This window comes from Pseudomonas sp. WS 5079 (assembly GCF_012985465.1).
Classification (GTDB): Bacteria; Pseudomonadota; Gammaproteobacteria; order Pseudomonadales; family Pseudomonadaceae; genus Aquipseudomonas.
In genome coordinates this window covers 440,199-464,743 of sequence record NZ_JAAQWN010000004.1, presented here as the reverse complement: position 1 = coordinate 464,743, position 24,545 = coordinate 440,199, and the positions used below count along the sequence as shown (strand labels likewise).

The following is a 24,545-nucleotide window of genomic DNA, read 5'->3' as shown; positions in this document are numbered from 1 at the left end:
TTGATACGTAAAATTGTATTGCTGCTGGAGATCGGCCTGGTCCTGGCGGGTTTGCTCCTGGGCTTTTCGGCCTGGAAGCTGGACTCGGCCTTGAAGCAGCCGCTGAATCTGTCCCAGGAGCAATTGCTGGATGTAGCCGCTGGCGCGACCCCTACGGGTACTTTCAATCGCCTGGAAAACGACGGCGTGCTTGAGGATGCCTTCTGGCTACGCCTCTACTGGCGCTTCAATCTTGATGGCCAGCCCCTGCACAGTGGCGAGTACCGCATGACGCCCGGCCTGACGGCCCAGGGCCTGATCGGCCTGTGGCAGCGCGGCGACGTGGTGCAGTACAGCCTGACCCTGGTGGAAGGCTGGAACTTCCGCCAGGTGCGCAGTGCCTTGGCCAAGCATGAAAAAATCGAACAGACCCTGGCGGGCTTGAGTGACACTGAGGTGATGGAAAAAATCGGCCATCCCGACGAATTCCCCGAAGGGCGGTTCTTCCCCGACACCTACCGTTTTGTGCGCGGCATGACCGATGTCGAGTTCCTGAAGAAAGCCTACAACCGCCTGGACGAGGTGCTGGCCCAGGAATGGCAGCGACGCGCCCCGGACGCGCCCTATACCGATCCCTACCAGGCGCTGATCATGGCGTCGCTGGTCGAGAAGGAAACCGGTGTGCCCGAGGAGCGTGGGCAGATTGCCGGGGTGTTTGTGCGGCGCCTGAAGATCGGCATGCTGCTGCAAACCGACCCCACCGTGATCTACGGCATGGGCGAGCGCTATAACGGCAAATTGACGCGCGCGCACCTCAAGGAAGCCACGCCCTATAACACCTACATGATCAGCGGCCTGCCGCCGACGCCAATTGCCATGGTCGGCCGCGAGGCGATCCATGCCGCGTTGAATCCGGTGCCGGGCAGCAGCCTGTATTTCGTGGCCCGAGGCGATGGCAGCCATGTTTTTTCCGACAGCCTGGATGCCCATAATGCCGCCGTGCGCGAGTACCAACTCAAGCGTCGCGCCGATTATCGCTCCAGCCCTGCGCCGGCTGCACCCGCGACCGTTGAGCCTGCCGCGCCCGACGCTGCGCCCACGCAAAGCCCGCAATGACTCTGACTAAGGACTGCCTGTGACTGGCTTGTTTATTACCCTGGAAGGCCCGGAAGGCGCCGGCAAGAGTACCAACCGTGAATACCTGGCCGAACGCTTGCGGGCCGAAGGGATCGAGGTGCTGCTGACCCGCGAGCCTGGCGGCACGCCCCTGGCGGAAAAAATCCGCGAGGTGCTGCTGGCCACTGGCGACGAGGTCATGAACCCCGACACCGAGCTGTTGCTGGTGTTTGCCGCACGTGCCCAGCACCTGGCCGAGGTGATCCGCCCGGCCCTGGCCCGTGGCGCGGTGGTGATCTGCGACCGCTTCACCGACTCCACCTACGCCTATCAGGGCGCTGGCCGCGGCCTGTCCCTGGAACGCATTGCGACCCTGGAGACCTTCGTCCAGGGTGACCTGCGCCCGCACTTGACCCTGGTTTTCGACCTGCCGGTAGACGTCGGCCTGGCCCGGGCCAGTGCCCGTGGGCGCCTGGACCGCTTCGAGCTGGAAGGCCGGGGGTTTTTCGAGGTGGTACGCGCGGCTTACCTGCAGCGTGCCCAAGCTGCGCCGTCGCGCTACTGCCTGCTGGATGCCGCGCAGCCGCTGGAGCAGGTGCAGCAGGCCATCGATGCGCTGCTACCCAAACTGTTGGAGCTTTACCGTGGCTGAAGCCTATCCGTGGCAGGACAGCCTGTGGCAGCAATTGGCCGGGCGTGCCCAGCACGCCCATGCCTATTTGCTCCATGGGCCGGCAGGCATCGGCAAGCGCGCCCTGGCCGAGCGCTTGATGGCACGCTTGTTGTGCCAGAATCCGGCTGGGCTGGAGGCGTGCGGGCACTGCAAGTCGTGCCTGCTGCTCAAGGCCGGCAGCCATCCGGACAACTACGTGCTGGAACCGGAAGAGGCCGACAAGGCGATCAAGGTCGACCAGGTGCGCGACTTGGTGAGCTTCGTGGTACAGACCGCGCAGATGGGCGGGCGCAAGGTGGTGCTGATCGAGCCGGTGGAGTCGATGAACATCAACGCCGCCAACGCCTTGCTCAAGAGCCTTGAGGAACCTTCCGGCGATACGGTGCTGCTACTGGTCAGCCACCAATCCAGCCGCCTGCTGCCGACTATCCGCAGTCGTTGCGTGCAGCAGGCCTGCCCGTTGCCGAGCGAGGCCATGAGCTTGCAGTGGCTGGGCCAGGCCTTGCCCGAGTGCAGCGAGCAGGAGCGGGTCGAGTTGCTGACCCTGGCGGCCGGCTCGCCCCTGGCTGCGGTCAGCTTGCAGGCCCAGGGCGTGCGCGAGCAGCGCGCGCTGGTGGTCGACGGGGTGAAGAAGCTGCTCAAGCAAGAGCAGTCCGCCACACAACTGGCCGAAGGCTGGAAAGATGTGCCGCTGTTGTTGTTGTTTGACTGGTTTTGCGACTGGTCCAGCCTGATCCTGCGCTATCAACTGACCCAGGACGAAAACGGCCTGGGCCTGATGGACATGCGCAAGGTCGTGCAATACCTGGCGCAGAAGAGCGCCCAGGACAAGGTGTTGAACATTCAGGACTGGATCCTCGCCCAGCGCCAGAAAGTCCTGGGCAAGGCCAACCTGAACCGCGTGCTGTTGCTTGAGGCCCTGCTGGTGCAGTGGGTCGGGTTGCTCGGCCGACGTTGATATTCTCGGGGTCGACGGATGTTTCGTCGGCCAGACACTTCCTGTGACGCAAGTTGTAACTTCTTATGCTCGTAGATTCCCATTGCCACCTTGATCGCCTCGACCTCGCCGCCCACAACGGCTCCCTGGATGCTGCCCTCGAGGCTGCGCGCCAGCGTGGGGTCGGGCACTTCCTGTGTATCGGTGTCAGCGCCGAGAACGCCGCCGACGTCAAGGCCCTGGCCGAGCGCTATGCCGATGTAGATTGCTCGGTGGGCATCCATCCTCTGGATCTCAAGCCTGGCGAAGCCCCGGCCCTGGAGTGGCTGCTGGACGAACTCAATCACCCGCGAGTGGTGGCCATCGGCGAGACAGGCCTGGATTACCACTACGAGCCGGAGGCCGCCGACCTGCAGCAGGCCTCGTTCCGCCTGCACCTGCAAGCGGCGCAGCAGACCGGCAAGCCTGTGATCGTGCATACCCGTGGCGCCCGCGCCGACACCCTGGCCCTGCTGCGCGAAGCGGCGCTGCCCCAGGCGGGTGTGTTGCACTGTTTTACTGAAGATTGGGAGATGGCCAAGGCGGCCCTGGACCTGGGGTTCTATATTTCCCTGTCGGGCATCGTCACCTTCCGCAACGCCGAGGCCCTGCGTGATGTGGCGCGCCAGGTGCCCGCCGACCGTCTGCTGGTGGAGACCGACTCGCCATACCTGGCGCCGATCCCTCATCGCGGCAAGCCGAACCTGCCGGAATATGTGCGGGATGTGGCGGATTACCTGGCGATGTTGCGCGGCGAGTCGGTGGAGCGTTTTGCCGAGCAGACCACCGAGAACTTCAAGCGTCTGTTCCCCCTGGCGCACGTTCGCTGAATTGCAGGCAAAAAAAACCCGGGTTCTGGGGGGTGAATCCGGGTTAAGACCATTAGGAGTAAACAAGGGTACGCGGTCCGTTGGTACCCATATCGGTGTTTCACTTGGGGGAGATGTCACACCGACAGATGAAGTATTGATCAGTATCCCGTGCAGTCCAGCCGCATCTGGTCGTTTTTTAAACAGATTTGGAATACGTGCGCTTCGCTTGAGTTCTCATTGAGCGGCAATACATTGCGCGAATCGACGTTTAATTTCTGACCCGCATCGCCTGATTCGTTGGCGCGCTGTAAGTTTAGTGTATGGGTTGTTCATATAGACGTTGCCCAACGACCGTTCAGTCGGGATAATCCCTCGCACCGGGTAAAACGTTCCGTCATCGGGGCATCGAACCCTTCCAATACTGACCTCTGCAGACCTCTTTCTATGCACAAAGAACCCCGTAAGGTCCGTGAGTTTCGCCGCCGTGAGCAGGAAATTCTCGACACCGCGCTCAAATTGTTCCTCGAACAGGGTGAAGACAGCGTCACCGTCGAGATGATTGCGGATGCCGTGGGTATCGGCAAAGGCACCATCTATAAACACTTCAAGTCCAAGGCCGAGATCTACTTGCGCCTGATGCTCGACTACGAGCGCGATTTGAACGAGTTGCTGCACTCGGCCGACGTCGACAAGGATAAGGAAGCGCTGTCCCGGGCGTACTTTGAGTTCCGCATGCGCGACCCGCAGCGCTACCGCCTGTTCGACCGCCTGGAAGAAAAAGTGGTCAAGGGCCACCAGGTGCCGGAAATGGTCGAGGAGTTGCACAAGATCCGTGCCTCGAACTTCGAGCGCCTGACCCTGCTGATCAAGGGCCGCATCAGCGAAGGCAAGCTGGAAGATGTGCCGCCTTATTTCCACTACTGCGCCGCCTGGGCCCTGGTGCATGGCGCGGTGGCGCTGTACCACTCGCCATTCTGGAGCAACGTGCTGGAAGATCAGGAAGGCTTCTTCCAGTTCTTGATGGACATCGGCGTGCGCATGGGCAACAAGCGCAAGCACAGCACCGAGCTGCCGAACCCCGAGACGCCTGCCACATAAGGCATTCACCCGGACAATGACCGGCTGATTTACTGCCCTATGTAGTAACCCAGGAATATACTCAGGCAAGGACCTTGCTAAAATCTGATTTATGAGTCAGGTTTTAGCGCGCCCGAATTATCCGCTGCCGGAGTGATCCATGATCGTTGATCGTCAAGGCAGGCGTTTTCGCAATTTGCGGATCAGCCTGACCTCAGCCTGCAATTACGCCTGTACCTACTGCGTGCCCAACGGCAAGCGGCTGGTGGCTGCGCAGGACGAACTCTCGGCCGAAGCCATGGCGCGTGGCGTGGCCTACCTGATCGAGGCGGCGGGCATCGATCGCCTGCGCATTACCGGCGGCGAGCCACTGGTCAGCCCCAAGCTCGAAACGTTTATGCGGGCCGTCGGGCAGATGGGCTTGAGCGATATCAGCCTGACCACCAATGGCCAGTTACTGGCGCGCAAGTTGCCATTGCTGGTCGATGCCGGCATTCGCCGTATCAATGTGTCCCTTGACACCCTGGATGCCGATGCCTTTCGCGGGATCGCCCGGGGTGGCGACCTGGCCACCGTCCTTGATGGCATGGACCAGGCTCGTGCGGCGGGGATCAAGATCAAGGTCAATATGGTGCCGCTGCGCGGGCAGAACCTCGACCAGGTCATGCCGCTGCTGGAATATTGCCTGGAGCGCGGTTATGAACTGCGTTTTATCGAGTTGATGCGCATGGGCCATCTGGCCAGCGACTCCAACGCCTTCCTACAGCAATTCGTCAGCCTGCAACAACTGCTGAGCCTGATTGGCGAGCATCACGAATATCTGCAGGCCGACGCCCCCGTGGACGCTACCGCCGTGCGTTATGAAATTCCCGGCCAGGGCTTCTTCGGCGTGATCGCCAATGAAAGCGTGCCGTTTTGCCGAACCTGTTCGCGCCTGCGGCTGTCTTCCACGGGGTGGCTGCACGGCTGCCTTTCGTCGAGCAACCGGCACTATGTCGGCGACCTGTTGGACAAGCCGCGCCATCAGGCCCTGCCGGCGTTACAGGGCTTGCTGGTCAAGGCCTTGGGCGATAAGCAGGAAGTGGCGTTTTCGGGCGGGGCGACGGTGATGAAGATCATTGGCGGCTAGCCAGGCAAGCTGGCGCAAAATCTGCATCTTGTGCCCATTCGCCGGTTTTCCGTCACCGGCCTCTGGAGGATAGGATGCGTAGTCTGGTTTTGTTGCTGGCGTCGTTCGCGCTGGGTGGCTGCATGACAGTCAGCGATATGGCCGAAGGCACTCGCTATCAGATGAGCGATGCCGGCTTGCTGGACCACAGCGATACTCGCCGTTCCAACTCGGTTCGCATTCAGCCCGATTCCTTTGTGTTTATCGCCCAGGGCGCGTTCACGCCGCCGGGCAGTGCCTATCCGCGGCCCAATGTGGTGGCCGAAGAAGCCTTCAACGGTTTCATCGAATACTTCCCCATGGTCCGCCGCGCCCGCGCCCCGGAAGGTCTGGAGCAGGCCATGGCCGAAGCCCGCGAGGTAGGCGCCCATTACCTGTTGTATACGCGGTTCGCCAAGGCCGATGATCGCATCGGCAATGCGGATGAGTGGGCCGACCAGGAAGCCCTCGACCGGCTGGGTGTCGACAGCGGTGTGATCCAGATCATGTTGATCGAGACCAGCACCCAGTATTTGATCGATACTGCACGGATCCGCAGTCGTGGCGGTTTACTGACGTTCCACGACAACAAACCCGAAGATTTGCTTGGCCCACCGCTGCGCCAGTACGCCCGCAGCCTGCTGGGCATGAGCGACCAGTAATTCAAAGGAGAACAGCATGACGGGTTCGGCCAAGGCCAATGATTTGTTGGCGCAGTTGCCCAAGGGCAAGGGACCTGCACCGGTTCACCTGTGGAACCCGGATTTCTGTGGCGATATCGACATGCGTATCGCCCGTGATGGCACCTGGTATTACCTGGGCACGCCCATCGGGCGCAAACCGATGGTCAAGCTGTTCTCCAATATCATCCGCCGCGATGGCAATGATTACTTTCTGATCACACCGGTGGAAAAGGTTGGGATCAAGGTGGATGACGCGCCTTTTGTGGCGGTGTCGCTGGAGGTCGAGGGGCAGGGCGAAAGCCAGCTCCTGCGGTTTACCTCCAATGTCGAAGACCTGATCGAAGCCGGCCCGGCGCACCCGCTACGGGTGGTGATCGATCCCCACACCCAGGAACCTTCGCCCTACGTGCTGGTGCGCAACAACCTTGAGGCACTGGTCCATCGCAACGTGTTCTACCAATTGGTGGACTTGGCGGTGACGCGCCAGATCGAAGGCGAGAGTTGGCTGGGCATCTGGAGTGGCGGGGTGTTCTTTCCGATAGGCCTGGAGCCCAGGGATTGATACTGGCATGACGCAGAATATCTACGATACCCCGGCTTTTTTCGCTGGCTACAGTCAAATGGGCCGCTCCCTGCAAGGGTTGGCAGGCGCGCCGGAATGGCCCGCGTTGCAGGCGTTGTTACCGCCGATGCGGGGCTTGCAGGTGGTGGACCTGGGCTGTGGTTATGGCTGGTTCAGCCGCTGGGCCCAGGAGCAGGGCGCCGAACAGGTGCTGGGGCTGGACGTCTCACAGAAGATGCTGGCGCGGGCGAAGGAAATGACGTCATCCTCGGCCATTACTTATGCCATTGCCGACCTCGAGCAACTTGATCTGCCCGATGCTGCTTACGACTTGGCCTACAGCTCGTTGGCCTTTCACTACATCGCCGACCTGCCCGGGCTGTTTGCCCGCATTCATAGGGCCTTGAAACCGGGAGGGTGGCTGGTTTTTTCCATCGAGCACCCGATCTTCATGGCACCCCGCCAGCCGGGCTGGCAGGTCGATGAGCAAGGCCGCAGAAGCTGGCCGCTGGACAGTTATCAATTGGAAGGACCGCGGGTCACCGACTGGCTGGCCAAGGGCGTGATCAAGCAGCACCGTACCCTGGGCACTCTGCTCAACCTGTTGATCAAGGCAGGCTTGAGCCTGAGCCATATTGAAGAATGGGGCCCGAGTGCCGCGGACCTTGTGGCCCGGCCTGAGTTGGCGGAGGAGCTGGAGCGGCCGATGATGTTGCTGGTGGCTGCGCAACGCCCAACGCTGTAGGCAATGCCTGGCGAGGGGCGACGCAGCCTCGCCAGGGCTCGACAGCCGTTACGGTTGGCTTTCCAGCTTGCGGGCGGCGTCCACGCCAGAGGCCGTCAGTTTGATCGGCAGGTGCAGCGCGTGTTCGCCGGCCTCGTTGCAGGTCACATGGCCTTCCTTGATCAGTCCACGGTCCTGAAGGGTGGCCAGGGTGCTGGCCACGACTTTTTCGCCCCGGTAGTTATCCAGCACCTCCTTACCCAAGCCATTCGGGTGCGCGTGCAGCAGGCGGGTGAGGACTTCTTTCTCCAGGTTTTTATCGACGTTCATGCATACCTCTCAGGGTCAGTGGTGGGGTAGTGTTCGTCTGTCGGCCAAGGGGTCAAGGTTGTTTCGGCGCGCCGGGCAGGTTGTCATCGTTGCCGCTTGGGGCGGCATTCTTGCCGGGGCCGATCTTGCCGTTCTCCACATCGGTACCCAGGCCCTGGCGGTTGCCGTCATTGCCTTGGGTGCGTGGGTCGGCACCGTTCTGGATGATGGCTCCGCCATTGGTATCCAGGCCGGTGCCCATGGAGTCTTTGCTCTCTTGGGTGGCAGGGTTGGGCGGGCTGCCAATCGGGTCGGTCTTGCCGGTGGAAGGGTCGGACGCGGCGAAGCTGCCCAGGGAAACCGCAGACAGCAAACCGGCGAGGGCGAGGGCAGTCACTTTGGAAGTATTCATGGTGGAGCCTCCATAGGAATAAAGTCCTTACCTTAGGTTGGTCCGCCCGCTCTTATTGTTGGTGCCTGGATCACGACGAACGGTGTCAGCTCACCTGTAAGATTTTGTGTTTCGAAGCCCGGCGCCAGATCAGGCGCGCCAGAGTTTTCCGCCAACGGGAGCAGTGGGGGGGCATGGGCAAACCTGGGCGTCTGTTGGATTTATGGCGGACTTTTTACCACGCGCGACTGCACCATTTGTTCTGCGGTTACGGGTGCCAACATTGCTGCAGTTATGGAGTAACTGCGTGCATAAAACCCTGCAAACGGTTATCAAAGGGCCTTAGTATGTGTCCTTTATTTTTAGCCGCAGGCCTGTTCATGACCATCGAGATTCGTCCCGCCGTGCCCAGCGATGCTGCGCAGATCCTGACTTTCATCACCGAGCTGGCCGAATACGAAAAAGCTCGCCACGAAGTGATCGCCGGCGTGGTGGACATCGAACGCAGCCTGTTCAGCGAAGGCGCTACCGCCCATGGCCTGATCTGCCTGCGTGACGGCTTGCCGATCGGGTTTGCGGTGTTCTTCTTCAGCTATTCCACCTGGCTGGGCAGCAACTGCCTGTACCTGGAAGACCTGTACATCAACCCGGAACAGCGCGGCGGCGGGGCGGGCAAGAAGTTGCTGCGCCACCTGGCAAAGATCGCCTACGACAATGGCTGTGGGCGCTTCGAATGGAGCGTTCTGGACTGGAACGAGCCGGCCATTGCCTTCTACAAATCCATCGGCGCCCAACCCCAGGAAGAATGGGTGCGCTACCGCATGGAAGGCGATGCGCTGCGTGAGTTTGCCCAGGGCTGAGATCGGCCCTGTCTTGCGGCCCGGCATTTGCCATAATGGCCGCCGCTTTCGCATTTCTAGATAGGCCCAAACATGCAGGAAAACCCAGCGATCCCCGCCAAAGACCCCGCGCCCACCGGCACCCAGACCTTGCTGCGCGGCCTGGGCGTGGTGCAGGCGGTGGCGGCGGGGGCGCGGGATCTCAAGGAGATTGCCCGGCGCATCGGCACCACCCGCAGCACCACGCATCGCCTGGCCAGTTGCCTGGTGGACGAGCGTTACCTGCGGGTAGTGCCGCAGGTCGGTTACCTGTTGGGGCCCAAGCTGATCGAGTTGGGGTTCCAGGCGCGGGAAGAACTGCCGCTGGTGACGCTGGCGATACCCTATCTGGATGAACTGTCGGCGCTGACCGGCGACACCATCCACCTGGCGATCCGTGAGTACGACGAGGTGCTGTACCTGCACAAGAATCCTGGGCGCAATGGCCCGGAAATGCGTTCCCGCGTCGGTCACCGCATGCCCCTGGCGCGCACCGGGATCGGCAAGGCCTTGCTGCTCGATGACACGCCAGAAGAATGGCAGCGCCTGTATCAGGCCAGCTTGCCGATAGGCGGGAAAAACCTGCACTGGCCGCAGCACCCGGAGCAATCCTGGGAGCAGTTCGAGCAGCGCATGAAAGAGTATGTGGCGGGCGGCTATGCCTTCGACCTGGAAGACAACGAGCCGTCGATCCGCTGTGTGGCCGCACCCGTGCGCGATGCCAGTCGACGGATTATCGCCGGCATCAGCATCGCCAGTACGGTGCCCTACATGCCGCTGGAAAAAATGGCCGAGCTGATTCCTGTGGTCAAACAGGTCGCGGCCCGGCTGTCAGCGGAGTTGGGGGCCAAGGCCTGATCAGGCCTTCAAGGTGGCCATGTCGATCACGAAACGGTATTTCACGTCGCCGGCAATCATGCGCGCAAAGGCTTCGTTGATCTGACGGATATCGAGCATTTCGATGTCGCAGGTAATGCCGTGCTCGGCGCAGAAATCCAGGACTTCCTGGGTTTCGGCAATGCCGCCGATCAGCGAGCCGGCCAGGACTTTACGACCCAAGACCAGCTTGGCGGCATTGACCGGCGGGTCGACCGGTTCGATCAGTCCCACCAGGATATGCACGCCATCAAAACGCAGGACATCGAGGTAGGGGTTCAGATCGTGCTGCACCGGGATGGTGTCCAGCAGGAAGTCGAAACTGCCGGCTGCGGCCTTCATCTGCTCGGCATCGGTGGACACGATCACATGATCAGCGCCTTGGCGACGGCCTTCCTCGGCCTTGCTCGCCGAGCGGGTGAACAGCGTGACTTCGGCGCCCATGGCCTTGGCAAACTTGATGCCCATATGGCCCAGGCCACCCATGCCGAGAATCCCGACTTTGTCGCCGGCCTTGACCCCGTAGTGCTTGAGCGGCGAGTAGGTGGTGATGCCCGCGCAGAGGAGCGGTGCGGCGCTGGCCAGGTCGAGCTTGGCCGGAATCTTCACCACGAAGTGTTCGCTGACCACGATGCTGTCGGAGTAGCCGCCCATGGTGTTGCTGCCGTCCACGCGATCCGGGGTGGCGTAGGTCATGGTCGGGCCTTCGAGGCAGTATTGCTCCAGGTCTGATTTGCACGCTTGGCAGTGGCGGCACGAATCCACCATGCAGCCCACGCCGACCAGGTCGCCAACCTTATGGGCGGTGACGCTGGCGCCGACAGCAGTGACCTTGCCGACAATCTCGTGGCCCGGCATCAATGGGTACACGGCGATACCCCATTCGTTGCGCGCCTGGTGGATGTCGGAGTGGCAGACGCCGCAGTACAGGATTTCGATTGCCACGTCATCGGCGCGCGGGCTGCGACGCTCGAAGGACATGGGGGCGAGGGGAGTGGTGGCCGACTGGGCGGCGTAGCCGATGGCGGTGTACATGGTGAAAACCTCGCAAAAGCTTGGGCGGGAGAGGTGGCGAATTCTGCGCGTGGACCCTGTGGGCGAACATGGCAAATGCTCCGAGTCTCATGCCTATTCGTCCGGGAGTGCCCGTGGATTGGACTCATTGGCCGCCAGACCTGCGATGATGTTCCTATCCCTTTTTCGCGAAGTTTTTTGCCATGTTGTTGACCCGCCATCTCGATGCCAACGCTGCGCTGGTTTCCTTGATTGAGGGGCTTACGCCCTGCGACGGTTTCTCCCCGACCCATCTGGCGGGCGTGAAGGTGCTGCGCGCCAGTTGCGACGTGGCGCGCGGGCCGCAGATCTATGAGCCGAGCCTGATGTTCGTGGCCCAGGGCAGCAAGCTCGCCTACCTGGGGCCGCGTACCCTGGAATACGGCGCCGGGCATTACCTGATCCAGGCGATGCCGGTGCCGTTCGAGTGCGAGACGTTTGCCATGGCCGCCGATGCCCCGCTGTATGGCGTTACCGTAGGTATTGATCGGGTGGTGCTGGGTGAATTGGTGATGGCCATGGGCATGCAGGCCGGCCCGCCGCCGGCGGCGCAGACCCTGGAGTCGATGAGCTCGGTGGTGCTCGATGACGCGATGCGTGGTTGCGTCGAGCGACTGTTGCAGTGTCTGCACGATCCACTGGAAGCCCGGATCATGGGGCCGGCACGGGTGCGGGAATTATTGTTCAGCGCCTTGCGCGGGCCACAGGCCGATGTACTGCGGGCGCTGGTGGAACAGCAGGGGCAGTTTTCGCGGATTGCCACCTCACTGAATCACCTGCATGCCCATTACGCCGAACCGCTGAACATCGAGACCCTGGCCGGTTATGCACATATGAGTGCGTCGACATTCCATGAACACTTCAAGCGCTGCACCTTGTTGTCGCCGGTGCAGTACCTCAAGCGCTTGCGCCTGCTCAAGGCCCAGCAGTTGTTGCTGGCACAAGGCATGGGGGTAGCGCAGGCAGCGCATAACGTGGGGTATCAGAGTACGTCGCAGTTCAGTCGGGAATATAAGCGCTATTTCCTGCGCAACCCTGGTGAAGAACGAGCGGCATAAATCCCGGAGATACCTCTATCCAAATGTGGGAGCGGGCTTGTTCGCGAAGGCGGTGTGTCAGTTAAGAATTATTAACCTGAAACACCGCCTTCGCGAGCAAGCCCGCTCCCACATTAGATTTGTGTCGGCCATAAAAAAGGCTCTCCAGTGGAGAGCCTCATGTTCAAGCAGATGGCTTACATATTCGGGTAAGTCGGCCCACCCGCGCCTTCCGGCGTAACCCACGTGATGTTCTGCGAAGGGTCCTTGATGTCGCAGGTCTTGCAGTGCACGCAGTTCTGGGCGTTGATCTGGAAGCGTTTCTCACCGTCTTCCTGGGTGATCACTTCGTACACGCCAGCCGGGCAGTAGCGTTGCGCCGGCTCATCGTAGAGTGGCAGGTTGGTGCCGATGGGGATGCTCGGGTCCTTGAGCTTCAGGTGGCACGGCTGCTCTTCTTCATGGTTGGTGCTGGAGAGGAACACCGAGCTCAGCTTGTCGAAGCTCAGCTTGCCGTCGGGTTTGGGGTAATCGATCTTCTGGCTGTCCTTGGCCAGCTTGAGGCAGGCGTAGTCCGGCTTGGTGTCGTGCAGCGTGAACGGCATTTTGCCGCCGAGGATGTTCTGGTCGAACCAGTTGAAGCCGGCACCGATGATCGGGCCGAACTTGTGCATCGCCGGGCCGAAGTTACGGGTGGCAAACAGTTCTTCGTAGAGCCAGCTGGCTTTGAAGCTGTCGACGTAGGCGGTCAGTTCATCGCCGCCTTCGGACTCGGCGAACAGGCGATCAGCCACCGCATCTGCTGCGAGCATGCCGGACTTCATCGCGGTGTGGCTGCCCTTGATCTTGGCCACGTTCATCGTGCCCAGGTCGCAACCGATCAGGGCGCCGCCCTTGAATACCATCTTCGGCAGCGAGTTGATGCCGCCCTTGGCCAGGGCGCGCGCGCCGTAGCTGATGCGCTTGCCGCCTTCCAGGTACTGGGCCAGCACCGGGTGATGCTTGAGGCGCTGGAACTCATCGAACGGCGACAGGAAGGTGTTGCTGTAGGACAGGTCGACGATCAGGCCTACCACCACCTGGTTGTTTTCCAGGTGATAGAGGAACGAGCCACCGGTGTTCTCGTTGCTCATGATGTCCAGCGGCCAGCCGGCGGTGTGGACCACCAGGCCTGGTTGATGCTTGGCCGGGTCGATTTCCCAGATTTCCTTGAGACCGATGCCGTAGTGCTGTACGTCGGCGTCGCTGTCCAGGTTGAAGCGCTGGATCAGTTGCTTGCCCAAGTGGCCACGGCAGCCTTCGGCGAACAGTGTGTATTTGCCGCGCAGTTCCATGCCGGGGGTGTACAGGCCTTCCTTTGGGTGGCCTTCACGGTCGACGCCGAGGTCGCCGGTGATGATCCCGCGCACTACGCCGTTTTCGTCGAACAGTACTTCCTGGGCCGCGAAGCCCGGGTAAATTTCCACGCCCAGGTTCTCTGCCTGCTGGGCCAGCCAGCGGCACAAGTTGCCCAGGGAGATGATGTAGTTGCCTTCGTTGTGCATGGTCTTGGGCACAAAGAAGTCTGGAACCTTGGTGGAGCTGTCGCTGCTGCGCAGTACATAGATGTCGTCGCGCACCACCGGGGTGTTGAGCGGGGCGCCCAGTTCTTTCCAGTCCGGGAACAATTCATTCAGGGCGCGTGGTTCAAACACGGCACCGGACAGGATATGTGCACCGACTTCGGAGCCTTTTTCGACCACGCAGACGCTGATTTCCTTACCGGCTTCGGCGGCCTTCTGCTTCAGTCGGCAGGCGGCAGACAGGCCCGACGGCCCTGCGCCGACGATGACCACGTCGAATTCCATGTATTCGCGTTCCACAGGCTATCTCCTACTCAAGGCTCAACAGTTTTTTTTCTAATGGGTGGAGGTTCGGTGTTTTATCTGTCGTCTTCTGCGCCAATTTCTTACAAAGGGGCAGGGGACGACCCACCTTTCTCTCTAGGTGGCGCATTATATCTACACCACTCTCAGCGTCCAATACAAACGTTTGTTTGAATTGCCCGCGAGCTAGGTAAATCAAAGCAACGCGGCTTATATCTGACCATTTTGCTGTATTGACCGGAAAAGGTGTTCCGGTCAATATACGGTCGGTTTTGCGCTTCTCGTAGGCGGACTGCCGGTTTCAAGGCCACGTCCAAAGACAAGGCAATGCTCTTACAGGTTGACGCGCACGTAATGCTGGCGCGCAGTTTACACGTTGCGACGATGAATGACTTGTCAGTCACCGCTGACGAACGGTCTTTATTATTGAGTACGTGCAACGTCACCTGTCATGACGGCCTGCGTTTTTAGAGGTGCCCTTGTGCGCCGTTGAGCATCTACCGCCAGGTTTATCCGGGCGGCTTCCTTTTCACCGGAGAGTAACGAGGAATCCATGAAGGTTCTTGTAGCTGTCAAACGCGTTGTCGATTACAACGTGAAAGTTCGCGTCAAGGCGGACAATTCCGGCGTCGATCTGGCTAACGTCAAAATGTCGATGAACCCCTTCTGCGAAATCGCCGTGGAAGAAGCCGTACGCCTGAAAGAAAAAGGTGTTGCGACTGAAATCGTCGTCGTTTCCATCGGTCCGACCACTGCTCAAGAGCAGCTGCGTACCGCCCTGGCGCTGGGTGCCGATCGCGCCGTTCTCGTCGAATCCGCTGAAGACCTGACTTCGCTGGCCGTTGCCAAGCTGCTCAAGGCCGTTGTCGACAAGGAACAGCCGCAGCTGGTAATCCTCGGCAAACAAGCCATCGACAGCGACAACAACCAGACTGGCCAGATGCTGGCTGCACTGACCGGTTACGGCCAGGGCACCTTCGCCTCGAAAGTCGAAGTGTCTGGCGACAGCGTTGCCGTGACCCGTGAAATCGATGGCGGCGCGCAGACCGTTTCGCTGAAACTGCCGGCCATCGTCACCACCGACCTGCGTTTGAACGAGCCGCGTTATGCGTCCCTGCCAAACATCATGAAAGCCAAGAAGAAGCCGCTTGAAGTGCTGACTCCGGATGCTTTGGGCGTTTCCACCGCCTCCACCAACAAGACCGTCAAAGTCGAAGCGCCAGCTGCACGCAGCGCGGGTATCAAGGTCAAGTCGGTGGCTGAACTGGTCGAGAAACTGAAAAACGAAGCGAAGGTGATCTGATCATGACTATCCTCGTAATCGCCGAACACGATAACAAGGTGCTGGCCCCGGCCACCCTGAACACCGTTGCCGCTGCTGCGAAAATCGGTGGTGATATCCACGTCCTGGTCGCTGGCCAGAACGTGGGTGCCGTGGCTGAAGCCGCCGCGAAAATCGCGGGCGTGAGCAAAGTACTGGCCGCCGACAACGCTGCCTACGCGCATCAGTTGCCTGAAAACGTTGCGCCACTGGTTGCAGAACTGGGCGCTGGCTACAGCCACATCCTGGCTGCCGCCACCTCCAACGGCAAAAACATCCTGCCGCGCGTTGCTGCGCAGTTGGACGTTGACCAGATCTCCGAGATCGTTTCGGTCGAAAGCGCCGACACCTTCAAGCGCCCGATCTACGCCGGTAACGCCATTGCCACCGTGCAATCGACCGCCGCCATCAAAGTGATCACCGTGCGCGCCACCGGTTTCGACCCGGTTGCAGCTGAAGGTGGTTCGGCTGCCGTTGAAGCGGTGGCTGCTGTCCACAACGCTGGCACTTCCAGCTTTGTTGGCGAAGAGCTGGCCAAGTCGGATCGTCCTGAGCTGACCGCTGCCAAGATCGTCGTTTCCGGCGGGCGTGGCATGCAGAACGGTGACAACTTCAAGCACCTGTACGCCCTGGCCGACAAGCTGGGCGCTGCGGTCGGCGCCTCCCGCGCGGCCGTCGACGCAGGTTTTGTACCCAACGACATGCAGGTCGGCCAGACCGGAAAAATTGTTGCACCACAGCTGTACATCGCGGTCGGTATCTCCGGCGCGATCCAGCACTTGGCCGGTATGAAAGACTCCAAAGTGATCGTTGCGATCAACAAGGACGAAGAAGCACCGATCTTCCAGGTGGCTGATTACGGCCTGGTGGCGGACTTGTTCGAAGCCGTACCTGAGTTGGAGAAGCTGGTCTAAACCAGCCGCTTCACTTATAAAGAGCCCGGTCTTATGACCGGGCTTTTTTTTGCACGCAACTATTTGATCGGGAAACCACGCCATGGAACTGCGCCGCTGGACTGTACTGCTGGGCCTGTCACTGCTGCCGACCGTGTCTATCGCGGCCGGCAAATGCGAGCGCCTGGTCGTGACCGGCAGCCCGGATGCGCCGCCCTATCTGTGGCGCGACCCGCAAGCCCCCACCCACCTGATCGGCGCCAACGCCGATGTGTTGCAGCAAGTGGCCAAGGACCTGGGACTGAAAATCGACCTGCTGTACGGCGGCAAGCGTTCCCTGGCCCTGGAGGAAGTGCGCAGCGGGCGCATGGACATGTTGGTCGATGCGCCGTTGAATGTCAGCGAACTGGAGACCCTGGACTACATCCACCCGGCGCTGATGCAGGCCGATTATCGGGTGTGGACCCGCGTTGACTCGCCTCTGGTCTATACCAGCGCGGCCGACCTGCATGGCCACAAGGGCGCAGTCTCGGAGCGGGCGCGCCTGTCCCCTGAATTTGAAGCCTTTGCCAGCGAACACCTGACCCTGGAACGCCTGCCAACCGTGACCCCGGCCTTGCAGAAACTGCTGCTGGGCGAAGTGGACTACGTGCTGGCCGGACGTTACTCCGGCATGGCCATGGCCCAGACCCTGGGCATGAGCAAAGACCTGCTGGCCCGGGAACTGCCGATTGACCAGCCGGGGCTGTTCCTGGCGATTTCCCACAACTCGGCCTGCAATGATCCGTGGTTGCGCGGACAGCTCGCCAAAAAGATGACAGAATTGGCCGCGTCCGGTCTGACGGAAGCCGCGTTGCAGCGCAATATCGAACGCTGGAAGACGCAGTTGCAGCAACCCGTCGGTACCCCAACAAAGTAGGGATTTTTAGTGACTATTCGACCTCTTTTCGCCGCCCTCGCCGTAGTAACGCTGGCGGGCTGTGCCGCAGATCCTGCGCCGAATGAGCAAATGCGCCTGACCCAGCAAGCCTTGGAGCAAGCCGCCGCCGTGGGGGCCGTGGCTGACGACGTGCTCGAGTTGAAGCTCGCCGAGACGAAGCTGGCCCAGGCCAAGGCCGACATGGCTGACCAATCCTACAAGGATGCCCGCATGCAGGCTGAACAGGCCGAACTGGATGCCCGCCTGGCGGAGGCGCGGGTGCTGACGCAAAAGAGTCAGGAACAGTTGAATGTCCTCGAGACCCGTATCACCCGCCTGCGCAAACAGCTGGGAGATGCCCAATGATCCGTCTGACATGTGGGCTGCTGTTGAGCAGCGTGGTGCTCGCCGGCTGTGCCAGCCACCCCAATAGCGATATCGCGTTGCAGCAGGCTGGCAGCGACTTCCAGAAGGTCAAGGAAGACTCCAACGTGCTGCGCATCGCGCCCAAGGACGTGATCCGCGCCGGTGAATCCCTGGCCCGCGCCGATCGCCTGTCCAGCTACTGGGGCAGCGGTGGCGACGTGGTGCATTACGCCTACTTGAGCCAGCGCTACAGCGCGATTGCCCGCGAGCATACCCAGTTGGTACTCAACGAAGAACGTGCGGCCAAGCTCGAACTGGAGCGCCAACGCCTGCAACTGGCACTGCGCGAGGCCAAGTTGTTGAGCGTGCAGCAACAGGGCAAGTGGCTCGAAGAGCAAATTGCCAGCCTGACCACCACCCAGACCGATCGCGGCCTGGTGATGACCCTGGGCGACGTGCTGTTCGACACCGGCCAGGCAGAACTGAAAAACTCGGCTAACCGTACAGTGTTGAAGATCGTGCAATTCCTGCAACTGAACCCCAAGCGGGTAGTGCGGATCGAGGGCTACACCGACAGTACCGGCGGCGAGCAGGAAAACCTCAAACTGTCCCGCGACCGGGCGCAGGCCGTGGCGGATGTACTGGTTGACCTGGGCATTGATGACAAACGCATCCAGGTAGAAGGTTATGGCGATCAGTATCCGGTGGAAGTGAATGCTTCCGAACGGGGGCGTGCGCAGAACCGGCGTGTGGAAATCGTCTTTTCCGACGACAAGGGCCAGCTCGGCGCTGCGCGCTGAATCTCAGTTCTTGTGGGAGCTGGCAAGCCAGCTCCCCCAGGGAATATGCCGTGTGTTTCGCCCCGTAACCCGATCCTCGATCGGGTTTTTCATGCCTGCAATTGCGTTCTCGACCCATACAGTTTTTTCTATCACTGGCGCCCATCCTCGACTATTGTGGCAACTGTCCCCGTACACTTCTAAACTGTGCCGGTATGTTTCACACAAAAATAAAATACCCGTGAAATCGAGTGCTGCGTCATGACCAATCTCTTGCTTTACCAACGTATCGCCCAGCAATTGGCTGAGGATATCCGGCGCGGTGTCTATCAGCCGGGTGAGCGCGTGCCTTCGGTGCGCAAGATGAGCTCCCAGCTCAATGTCAGTCATGCCACAGTGTTGCAGGCCTACGCCAATCTCGAGGACCAGGGGCTGATCCGCGCGCGCCCGCAGTCCGGGTATTACGTGCACCAGACCCCGGCCCTGACCGCACCGACGCCGGATATCGCGCGGGTCGAGCGCCCGGGGCTGGTCACCCGCAGCAGTATCATTCAACAGGTATTGGTCGAGTCCCGGCGCGAAGGGGTGTTCCCGCTCGGCGCCGCCGTGCCCAGTGTCGACTACCTGCCGGTGCGCGCACTGCACCAGCAACTGGCCAAGGTCACGCGCTTCCAGAGCCCGCGGGCGTTCAGCTATATGTTCAGCCCAGGCTTTGAGCCGCTGCGACGCCAGGTCGCGATCCGCATGCGCGATGCCGGCGTGGTGGTCGACCCGTCCGAGGTGGTGATCACCCACGGGTGTGTTGACGCATTGCAGATGTCCCTGCGGGTGCTGACCCGTCCCGGCGACCTGATCGCCGCTGAGTCCCCAACCTATTACGGCCTGTTGCAACTGGCGGACCTGCTCGGCCTCAAGGTCATCGAAATCCCCAGCGACCCCGCCACCGGCATGAGCCTGGAAGCCCTGCAACTGGCGGCCAACCAATGGTCGATCAAGGCCCTGGTGCTGACCACGCGCCTGAGCAATCCCCTGGGCGGCACCATGCCGGAAGAACGGCAGAAACAGTTGCTGCGCCTGGCCTCGGATTTCGATATCCAGATCGTCGAAGACGATATCTACGGCGAATTGATGTTCGAGCTGGGCCGCACCAAAGCCCTCAAGGCCTATGACCGCCTGGACCGGGTGATCTACTGCTCCAGCTTCTCCAAGACCCTGTCCCCCGGCGTGCGTATCGGCTGGATGATTGCCGGCAAGTACCAGCAAGAGCTCCAGCGCCTGCAGATGTTCAGCACGCACTCGGCGTGTAGCGTGACGCAGATGGGCGTGGCGGCGTACCTGGAGAATGGCGGCTACGACCGGCACCTGCGTTACATTCGCCAGGAGTACCGCAAGAACCTCAGCGCCTTCCAATTGGCGGTGCAGCAGTATTTCCCGGAGGGCACGCAGATGAGCCGGCCGACCGGCGGTTTTATCCTGTGGGTCAGCCTGCCGGGTCGGGTCAATACCCAGGAGCTGCACGTGCGCGCCCTGCAACAGGGCATCAGCATTGCGCCGGGGCTGATCTTCAGCAATACGGAACAGTTCAACCACTGTATTCGGCTCAATTGCGGCACACCCTGGAATCGTGAAGCCGAGCGCGCCTTGATGACCCTGGGGATGCTGGCCAACCAGTTGTGCCAGGAGGCAGCGGGCGGTTTTTGAAGCGCCAAAACGGGGCCTGAACGGTAGCTGGCTAATCACCGCGCTTGTCATGCCGCGCTCAACAAGCGAGCATATGGCCTTCTGCCGTTAATGCTGTTGGCGATATGACCTCTATTTTTCCTGCCGCGCTGTTGATCTGTCTGGCGAGCCTGTGCAACGCCACTTCTGTAGTGGCAGCGCCTGCCACTGCGCCAGTTGTGCTGGCAGCTGCCGAACAAACGCCGGCGCCGGCGAAAAAAACAGTCCAGGCGAAAAAAGCCGCCAAGGAAAAAAAGCGCGCACCTATCGCCAGCAAGTCCAAGTCAGCCCGTGAAGTGGCCCAGACCAAGCTACCACCGGCGAAACTGGACCTCAGCCTGCCCCAGGAAATGGTCCGACATCTGCAGCCCCTTGGCACTATGCCGCAGCCCAAGAACGTGCCGTTGTTGCCGCCGATGTTTGGCGAGAAACCGGTCGATAACAGCGCATTCCAGATCAACGGACGCCTGCTGAGCAACGAAATGCAGTTGCAAATGCGCAATGAGGAGCGGCGCGATGTAGAAGGCGCAGCCCTGGATTTTGAATTCAAGAATTAATCTTTCCCGCCAAAGTGACCTGAGCCACTGACCTTCTGTCGCAGACTGGTCGGTCACTTTTGTTTTCTTTGAAAAACCTCTGTTAGACCATTTTAAAACGGATGTTTTAGGGCGTACTCTAGCCCGGCCATCAACACTTTGTCGTCGAGGACCTGCTGGTCATGAAATGCCGTGAAGGCTGTGGCGCCTGCTGTATCGCCCCTTCCATCAGTTCGCCGCTGCCCGGTATGCCCAATGGCAAACCCGCGGGCGAACGCTGCCTGCATCTGTCGGTCGAACAGCTGTGCCAACTGTTTGGCCAGCCTGAGCGGCCCGCGGTGTGCGGTGCCTTTGCGGCGGATCTTGAGGTCTGTGGTAGTAGCCAGGAAGAAGCGATCAGGTTGATCGGCTGGTGGGAGCAGATGACGGCGGCTTAGTGGGCTTTAATGTCAGAACTTCAACAATAAGGAATACAACAATGGGTTCGCTGAAACGAATGGCTGTGTTGTGCGGTTTTACGGTGTTGTTTGCAGCTACTGCACAGGCAGAAGAGTGGCAGGTCGCCAAGGATGAGGAAGGTATCAAGGTTGCCTTGAGTGAAGTGGCCGGCTCCAAATACAAGGCGTATCGCGGCGTTACCGTGATCAAGGCGCCATTGGCCAAGATCCAGGCCCTACAGGACGACGTCGTCGGCGCCTGTAAGTGGATTCACGAATGCAAGTCGCAGAAGCTGCTCAAGAAGGAAGGTGACAAGAGCTGGACCTACACCCAGTTCAAGGCCCCGTTCCCGGTGACCGATCGTGACTCGATCCTGGAAATCACCACCACCCAGGCCGCCGATGGCAGCGTGACCCGCAAGCTGCTGGAAGTGCCGACCTATCTGCCGGAAGAGAAAGGCTATGTGCGCGTGGCCCAGGTCGAAGGCTTCTGGAAATTGGTGCCCAAAGGCGCCGACCAGACCGAAGTGACCTACCAGGTTCACACCGAGCCAGGTGGCAGCGTGCCTTCCTGGTTGGCCAACAAGTTTGTGGTTGAAGCGCCTTTCAACACCTTGAAAGCCCTCAAGGCAGCGGCCGAGAAGCCGTAAGCCCAACCGATCATATGCCTCCTGCCTTGAGTGGAACGATCACCGTGCCCTCAAGGTCCAGATATGTGTAAGCCCATCCATGGGCTTTATCGAGGAGGCACTGATGCAAAACTGGCAAGTTACCTTCGTTGACGATCACGGCGTGCAATCGGTAGAGCTGTTTGCCTGTGCGCAAAAGCCCAGCCTCGAAGATGCGGCGCAGATGATTCGCGCCAAATTGCTGCCCATCCCCGCCAAGCTGGACCTCAATGACCTGGATGGCCGGATCGCCGAACCGACGGTCAAGAGCTTGAAGGACCAGAACAGTATCCAGATCCTCGACATTTCTCCCGCCGCCTGAATATTCCCTGTACGTCTTTAAAGCGCTGCTGGTGGAGGTGATAGCTTCGCGCTACTCTGCAAGGGAGATCAGCGAATGAATCGCTAAGGTCTGGTCTTGTCAGCTACATGCTTGTTTTCCTGCGGCGATGTCATTGCCGTCAACCTGCGCCGTTCGCGCGCAGGCTCTGGGAAGCACGGAAAGTCTATCCATCGGTTTAGGAGGACGTTTCATGAGCACAGCCTATCAAGAAGACATCAGCACCCACGTGTTACGCCGCATGAAAGAGGGCGGCTTTGACTTCTCGCGCTTCCACCCCATTGAGTTCTACGCCATTTTCCCGGATGAGGAACGTGCGCGCCGGGCTGCGGGTCGGTTTCGTGGGGAGTCGATCAATGCCCAGGTCAGTGCACGGGATGACGGTGCCTGGTTCTTGGAATTGAGCAAAGTCATGTTCGCCACCTACGACGGTATTGGTGATTTCGAGCAGGACTTTGAGGCGGTAGTCGAGCCCTTGGGCGGGATTATCGAGGGATGGGGCGTGAAGCACGAGGTTCGTGGGTTACCCATGTAGACACATGATCAATAAAGCAGCGTATCGGCTGACCCTCGGGTCGGCCGATTTTGTTTGTGGCGCGGCAAAGTACTTGGAACTTATTGCGAAAATTCCTCCACAAAAAAAAGCCACCCGAGCAGGGTGGCTAAAAGGGAAGACCGGAAAGAAGGGGAACCGGTCGGTACTTGCACAAGCAAATTACCGGCGGTGACGAGGTGATGCTGTAGGACGAATCCTGTTCAGCGGATGAGCGTGATTATCCGCAAGCTTTCCCGGGCAGTGAAATCAACTCTGGCTATGCTGGTGATAGGCAATGCCTGCGTCGCTTTGAAGCGCGAGTGGCAAGGCCCGGGCGGTTGTTGCACCAGGACGGTGCGTTGCTGCCTTTGGCTATATCCAACTAATTGATACTTAAGTGTTTATGCCGCTGGCACGGGCCTTGCGACAGTCCGTTGCGTCCGGGTGACAAGGAGTTCGGCATGATCCGCACTTATTACGATGAAATGTACGATGAGGCTGGCCAGGTCCGCCCTCACTATCGCGAGTTTGCCCGCTGGCTGGATCAAACCCCTGCCGAGCTGCTGGCCCAGCGTCGGCGTGAAGCCGATTTGCTGTTCCACCGCGCGGGTATCACCTTCACCCTGTACGGCGACGAGCAGGGCACCGAGCGCCTGATCCCCTTCGATACCATCCCGCGCAGCATTCCCGCCAGCGAATGGCGAATTGTCGAACGAGGCTGCATTCAGCGGGTCAAGGCGTTGAACCTGTTCCTTGCCGACCTTTATCACGACCAACGAATTATCAAGGCCGGGATCATTCCTGCCGAGCAAGTGCTGGCCAATGAGCAATACCAGTTGGCGATGCAGGGCTTGGACCTGCACCGCGATGTTTATTCCCACGTCTCGGGTGTCGACCTCGTACGGGATGGCGACGGCACGTACTACGTGCTGGAAGACAACCTGCGCACCCCCAGCGGCGTGAGCTATATGCTCGAAGACCGCAAGATGATGATGCGCCTGTTCCCCGAACTGTTCGCCGCCCAGCGCATCGCGCCGATCGATCATTACCCCAACTTGCTGCTCGATACCCTGAAAAGCTCCAGCCCACTGGATAACCCCAGCGTGGTGGTGCTGACGCCGGGGCGCTTCAACAGCGCGTTCTTCGAGCATGCGTTCCTCGCCCGGGAAATGGGTGTGGAGTTGGTAGAAGGCGCTGACCTGTTTGTGCGCGATGACCGCGTATTCATGCGCACCACCGACGGGCCCAAGGCTGTGGACGTGATCTACCGGCGCCTCGACGATGCCTACCTCGACCCGCTGGCCTTCAACCCGGAATCGATGCTTGGTGTGCCCGGCCTGCTGGCCGCCTACCGCTCGGGCAATGTGGTGCTGGCCAATGCCATTGGCACCGGGGTGGCGGATGACAAGTCGGTGTATCCCTTCGTCACCGACATGATCCGTTTTTACTTGGATGAAGAGCCGATCCTGAAGAATGTTCCGACGTTCCAGTGCCGTAAGCCTGACGAACTGTCTCACGTGCTGACGAATCTACCGCAGCTGGTGGTCAAGGAGACCCAAGGCTCCGGTGGCTACGGCATGTTGGTCGGCCCGGCTGCCACGGCTGCTGAGATCGAAGCCTTTCGTGCGCGGATCAAGGCCAAGCCCCATGCCTACATCGCCCAGCCGACCCTGTGTCTGTCGACGTGCCCGACCTTTGTCGAAAACGGTATAGCGCCTCGGCATATCGACCTGCGGCCGTTCGTCCTGTCCGGCAAGGAAACCCGTGTGGTGCCCGGCGGGCTGACCCGTGTGGCGCTGCGGGAGGGTTCGTTGGTGGTCAACTCATCCCAGGGTGGCGGCACTAAAGACACCTGGGTGGTCGAGGAATGAAAC

Annotated in this window: 28 protein-coding genes; 24 read left to right on the top strand and 4 right to left on the bottom strand. The window is 60.5% G+C overall.

Annotated elements, in window-relative coordinates:
* The 9 genes from mltG (at nucleotide 1) to HBO05_RS13710 (ending at nucleotide 7,770) form a co-directional block, all read left to right on the top strand.
* Nucleotides 1–1,095, top strand: coding sequence for an endolytic transglycosylase MltG (gene mltG, locus HBO05_RS13750; RefSeq protein WP_172312901.1), 1,095 nt, complete (start codon nucleotides 1–3; stop codon nucleotides 1,093–1,095).
* A gap of 19 nt (nucleotides 1,096–1,114) precedes the next feature.
* Nucleotides 1,115–1,747, top strand: a complete 633-nt coding sequence (gene tmk / locus HBO05_RS13745) for a dTMP kinase (protein WP_172312899.1) — start codon at nucleotides 1,115–1,117, stop codon at nucleotides 1,745–1,747.
* A complete protein-coding gene (locus HBO05_RS13740; protein WP_169955216.1) occupies nucleotides 1,740–2,726 on the top strand; it encodes a DNA polymerase III subunit delta' in 987 nt (328 codons plus the stop codon). The genes tmk and HBO05_RS13740 overlap by 8 nt, the downstream gene beginning before the upstream one ends.
* Nucleotides 2,727–2,791: 65 nt before the next feature.
* Nucleotides 2,792–3,574 carry a TatD family hydrolase gene (locus HBO05_RS13735; protein WP_169955217.1) on the top strand — a complete coding sequence of 261 codons (783 nt, stop codon included), beginning with the start codon at nucleotides 2,792–2,794 and terminating at the stop codon, nucleotides 3,572–3,574.
* Between the two features lie 426 nt (nucleotides 3,575–4,000).
* Nucleotides 4,001–4,654, top strand: coding sequence for a TetR/AcrR family transcriptional regulator (locus HBO05_RS13730; protein ID WP_169955218.1), 654 nt, complete (start codon nucleotides 4,001–4,003; stop codon nucleotides 4,652–4,654).
* 139 nt (nucleotides 4,655–4,793) lie between these two features.
* The gene (locus HBO05_RS13725) at nucleotides 4,794–5,762 is read left to right on the top strand and encodes a radical SAM protein (protein WP_172312897.1); all 969 of its coding nucleotides are present in this window, start codon (nucleotides 4,794–4,796) and stop codon (nucleotides 5,760–5,762) included.
* Between the two features lie 74 nt (nucleotides 5,763–5,836).
* Nucleotides 5,837–6,442 (top strand): DUF4823 domain-containing protein, encoded by a 606-nt coding sequence (locus tag HBO05_RS13720; RefSeq protein WP_038442470.1) that lies wholly within the window; start codon nucleotides 5,837–5,839, stop codon nucleotides 6,440–6,442.
* Nucleotides 6,443–6,458: 16 nt separating this feature from the next.
* On the top strand, nucleotides 6,459–7,025 hold the full coding sequence (locus tag HBO05_RS13715) for a DUF1285 domain-containing protein (RefSeq protein WP_172312895.1): 567 nt from the start codon (nucleotides 6,459–6,461) through the stop codon (nucleotides 7,023–7,025).
* A 7-nt stretch (nucleotides 7,026–7,032) separates the two neighbouring features.
* Nucleotides 7,033–7,770, top strand: a complete 738-nt coding sequence (locus HBO05_RS13710; protein ID WP_170042588.1) for a class I SAM-dependent methyltransferase — start codon at nucleotides 7,033–7,035, stop codon at nucleotides 7,768–7,770.
* Nucleotides 7,771–7,818: 48 nt separating this feature from the next.
* Here the strand turns inward: HBO05_RS13710 and HBO05_RS13705 are convergent, their stop codons facing one another.
* Together HBO05_RS13705 and HBO05_RS13700 are read right to left on the bottom strand one after the other, a co-directional pair.
* Nucleotides 7,819–8,079, bottom strand: a complete 261-nt coding sequence (locus HBO05_RS13705; RefSeq protein WP_169955223.1) for a hypothetical protein — start codon at nucleotides 8,077–8,079, stop codon at nucleotides 7,819–7,821.
* 52 nt (nucleotides 8,080–8,131) lie between these two features.
* Nucleotides 8,132–8,470, bottom strand: a complete 339-nt coding sequence (locus HBO05_RS13700) for a hypothetical protein (protein ID WP_057439593.1) — start codon at nucleotides 8,468–8,470, stop codon at nucleotides 8,132–8,134.
* 359 nt (nucleotides 8,471–8,829) lie between these two features.
* On the opposite strand from HBO05_RS13700, the gene HBO05_RS13695 reads away from it, so the two are divergent.
* Complete coding sequence (locus HBO05_RS13695; protein ID WP_169955224.1) at nucleotides 8,830–9,309, top strand: GNAT family N-acetyltransferase; 480 nt, start codon at nucleotides 8,830–8,832, stop codon at nucleotides 9,307–9,309.
* Nucleotides 9,310–9,381: 72 nt separating this feature from the next.
* Complete coding sequence (locus HBO05_RS13690) at nucleotides 9,382–10,185, top strand: IclR family transcriptional regulator (RefSeq protein ID WP_169955225.1); 804 nt, start codon at nucleotides 9,382–9,384, stop codon at nucleotides 10,183–10,185.
* On the opposite strand, the gene HBO05_RS13685 is transcribed toward HBO05_RS13690, so the two are convergent.
* Nucleotides 10,186–11,238: an NAD(P)-dependent alcohol dehydrogenase gene (locus HBO05_RS13685; protein WP_169955226.1), complete on the bottom strand. Its 1,053-nt coding sequence runs from the start codon at nucleotides 11,236–11,238 to the stop codon at nucleotides 10,186–10,188.
* 182 nt (nucleotides 11,239–11,420) lie between these two features.
* Between HBO05_RS13685 and HBO05_RS13680 the strand changes: the two genes are divergently transcribed.
* Nucleotides 11,421–12,314, top strand: a complete 894-nt coding sequence (locus HBO05_RS13680) for an AraC family transcriptional regulator (protein WP_169955227.1) — start codon at nucleotides 11,421–11,423, stop codon at nucleotides 12,312–12,314.
* A 176-nt stretch (nucleotides 12,315–12,490) separates the two neighbouring features.
* Here HBO05_RS13680 and HBO05_RS13675 read toward each other — a convergent pair whose 3' ends face one another.
* Entirely contained in the window at nucleotides 12,491–14,155 is a 1,665-nt protein-coding gene (locus HBO05_RS13675) for an electron transfer flavoprotein-ubiquinone oxidoreductase (RefSeq protein WP_169955228.1), read from the bottom strand.
* A gap of 556 nt (nucleotides 14,156–14,711) precedes the next feature.
* Between HBO05_RS13675 and HBO05_RS13670 the strand changes: the two genes are divergently transcribed.
* The 12 genes from HBO05_RS13670 to HBO05_RS13615 all read left to right on the top strand — a co-directional run bounded on the left by HBO05_RS13670 (nucleotide 14,712) and on the right by HBO05_RS13615 (nucleotide 24,542).
* Nucleotides 14,712–15,461, top strand: coding sequence for an electron transfer flavoprotein subunit beta/FixA family protein (locus HBO05_RS13670; RefSeq protein WP_169955229.1), 750 nt, complete (start codon nucleotides 14,712–14,714; stop codon nucleotides 15,459–15,461).
* Nucleotides 15,462–15,463: 2 nt separating this feature from the next.
* Nucleotides 15,464–16,393: an FAD-binding protein gene (locus HBO05_RS13665; RefSeq protein WP_169955230.1), complete on the top strand. Its 930-nt coding sequence runs from the start codon at nucleotides 15,464–15,466 to the stop codon at nucleotides 16,391–16,393.
* Nucleotides 16,394–16,475: 82 nt separating this feature from the next.
* A complete protein-coding gene (locus tag HBO05_RS13660) occupies nucleotides 16,476–17,291 on the top strand; it encodes a transporter substrate-binding domain-containing protein (RefSeq protein ID WP_172312893.1) in 816 nt (271 codons plus the stop codon).
* 9 nt (nucleotides 17,292–17,300) lie between these two features.
* Nucleotides 17,301–17,657 (top strand): DUF4398 domain-containing protein, encoded by a 357-nt coding sequence (locus HBO05_RS13655; RefSeq protein WP_172312891.1) that lies wholly within the window; start codon nucleotides 17,301–17,303, stop codon nucleotides 17,655–17,657.
* Nucleotides 17,654–18,457, top strand: coding sequence for an OmpA family protein (locus HBO05_RS13650; protein ID WP_170042590.1), 804 nt, complete (start codon nucleotides 17,654–17,656; stop codon nucleotides 18,455–18,457). Before HBO05_RS13655 ends, HBO05_RS13650 begins: the two co-directional genes overlap by 4 nt.
* A gap of 240 nt (nucleotides 18,458–18,697) precedes the next feature.
* Complete coding sequence (locus tag HBO05_RS13645) at nucleotides 18,698–20,137, top strand: PLP-dependent aminotransferase family protein (protein ID WP_169955234.1); 1,440 nt, start codon at nucleotides 18,698–18,700, stop codon at nucleotides 20,135–20,137.
* 104 nt (nucleotides 20,138–20,241) lie between these two features.
* The gene (locus tag HBO05_RS13640) at nucleotides 20,242–20,712 is read left to right on the top strand and encodes a translation initiation factor 2 (RefSeq protein WP_170042591.1); all 471 of its coding nucleotides are present in this window, start codon (nucleotides 20,242–20,244) and stop codon (nucleotides 20,710–20,712) included.
* Between the two features lie 161 nt (nucleotides 20,713–20,873).
* Complete coding sequence (locus tag HBO05_RS13635; RefSeq protein WP_076961156.1) at nucleotides 20,874–21,128, top strand: YkgJ family cysteine cluster protein; 255 nt, start codon at nucleotides 20,874–20,876, stop codon at nucleotides 21,126–21,128.
* A gap of 41 nt (nucleotides 21,129–21,169) precedes the next feature.
* Entirely contained in the window at nucleotides 21,170–21,778 is a 609-nt protein-coding gene (locus HBO05_RS13630; RefSeq protein ID WP_169955236.1) for an START domain-containing protein, read from the top strand.
* 103 nt (nucleotides 21,779–21,881) lie between these two features.
* On the top strand, nucleotides 21,882–22,118 hold the full coding sequence (locus HBO05_RS13625; RefSeq protein ID WP_262377002.1) for a hypothetical protein: 237 nt from the start codon (nucleotides 21,882–21,884) through the stop codon (nucleotides 22,116–22,118).
* Nucleotides 22,119–22,329: 211 nt separating this feature from the next.
* Entirely contained in the window at nucleotides 22,330–22,671 is a 342-nt protein-coding gene (locus HBO05_RS13620; protein ID WP_029299641.1) for a ribonuclease E inhibitor RraB, read from the top strand.
* Between the two features lie 461 nt (nucleotides 22,672–23,132).
* The gene (locus HBO05_RS13615; protein WP_172312889.1) at nucleotides 23,133–24,542 is read left to right on the top strand and encodes a circularly permuted type 2 ATP-grasp protein; all 1,410 of its coding nucleotides are present in this window, start codon (nucleotides 23,133–23,135) and stop codon (nucleotides 24,540–24,542) included.
* The last annotated feature ends 3 nt before the right edge of the window (nucleotides 24,543–24,545 follow it).

Bases quoted from the DNA above. Each gene is read 5' to 3' on its own strand.
- HBO05_RS13735 (WP_169955217.1), top strand. From the start codon at position 2,792: ATGCTCGTAGATTCCCATTGCCACCTTGATCGCCTCGACCTCGCCGCC.
- HBO05_RS13730 (WP_169955218.1), top strand. From the start codon at position 4,001: ATGCACAAAGAACCCCGTAAGGTCCGTGAGTTTCGCCGCCGTGAGCAG.
- HBO05_RS13725 (WP_172312897.1), top strand. From the start codon at position 4,794: ATGATCGTTGATCGTCAAGGCAGGCGTTTTCGCAATTTGCGGATCAGC.
- HBO05_RS13720 (WP_038442470.1), top strand. From the start codon at position 5,837: ATGCGTAGTCTGGTTTTGTTGCTGGCGTCGTTCGCGCTGGGTGGCTGC.
- HBO05_RS13715 (WP_172312895.1), top strand. From the start codon at position 6,459: ATGACGGGTTCGGCCAAGGCCAATGATTTGTTGGCGCAGTTGCCCAAG.
- HBO05_RS13710 (WP_170042588.1), top strand. From the start codon at position 7,033: ATGACGCAGAATATCTACGATACCCCGGCTTTTTTCGCTGGCTACAGT.
- HBO05_RS13705 (WP_169955223.1), bottom strand. From the start codon at position 8,079: ATGAACGTCGATAAAAACCTGGAGAAAGAAGTCCTCACCCGCCTGCTG.
- HBO05_RS13700 (WP_057439593.1), bottom strand. From the start codon at position 8,470: ATGAATACTTCCAAAGTGACTGCCCTCGCCCTCGCCGGTTTGCTGTCT.
- HBO05_RS13695 (WP_169955224.1), top strand. From the start codon at position 8,830: ATGACCATCGAGATTCGTCCCGCCGTGCCCAGCGATGCTGCGCAGATC.
- HBO05_RS13690 (WP_169955225.1), top strand. From the start codon at position 9,382: ATGCAGGAAAACCCAGCGATCCCCGCCAAAGACCCCGCGCCCACCGGC.
- HBO05_RS13685 (WP_169955226.1), bottom strand. From the start codon at position 11,238: ATGTACACCGCCATCGGCTACGCCGCCCAGTCGGCCACCACTCCCCTC.
- HBO05_RS13680 (WP_169955227.1), top strand. From the start codon at position 11,421: ATGTTGTTGACCCGCCATCTCGATGCCAACGCTGCGCTGGTTTCCTTG.
- HBO05_RS13670 (WP_169955229.1), top strand. From the start codon at position 14,712: ATGAAGGTTCTTGTAGCTGTCAAACGCGTTGTCGATTACAACGTGAAA.
- HBO05_RS13665 (WP_169955230.1), top strand. From the start codon at position 15,464: ATGACTATCCTCGTAATCGCCGAACACGATAACAAGGTGCTGGCCCCG.
- HBO05_RS13660 (WP_172312893.1), top strand. From the start codon at position 16,476: ATGGAACTGCGCCGCTGGACTGTACTGCTGGGCCTGTCACTGCTGCCG.
- HBO05_RS13650 (WP_170042590.1), top strand. From the start codon at position 17,654: ATGATCCGTCTGACATGTGGGCTGCTGTTGAGCAGCGTGGTGCTCGCC.
- HBO05_RS13645 (WP_169955234.1), top strand. From the start codon at position 18,698: ATGACCAATCTCTTGCTTTACCAACGTATCGCCCAGCAATTGGCTGAG.
- HBO05_RS13640 (WP_170042591.1), top strand. From the start codon at position 20,242: ATGACCTCTATTTTTCCTGCCGCGCTGTTGATCTGTCTGGCGAGCCTG.
- HBO05_RS13635 (WP_076961156.1), top strand. From the start codon at position 20,874: ATGAAATGCCGTGAAGGCTGTGGCGCCTGCTGTATCGCCCCTTCCATC.
- HBO05_RS13630 (WP_169955236.1), top strand. From the start codon at position 21,170: ATGGGTTCGCTGAAACGAATGGCTGTGTTGTGCGGTTTTACGGTGTTG.
- HBO05_RS13625 (WP_262377002.1), top strand. From the start codon at position 21,882: ATGCAAAACTGGCAAGTTACCTTCGTTGACGATCACGGCGTGCAATCG.
- HBO05_RS13620 (WP_029299641.1), top strand. From the start codon at position 22,330: ATGAGCACAGCCTATCAAGAAGACATCAGCACCCACGTGTTACGCCGC.
- HBO05_RS13615 (WP_172312889.1), top strand. From the start codon at position 23,133: ATGATCCGCACTTATTACGATGAAATGTACGATGAGGCTGGCCAGGTC.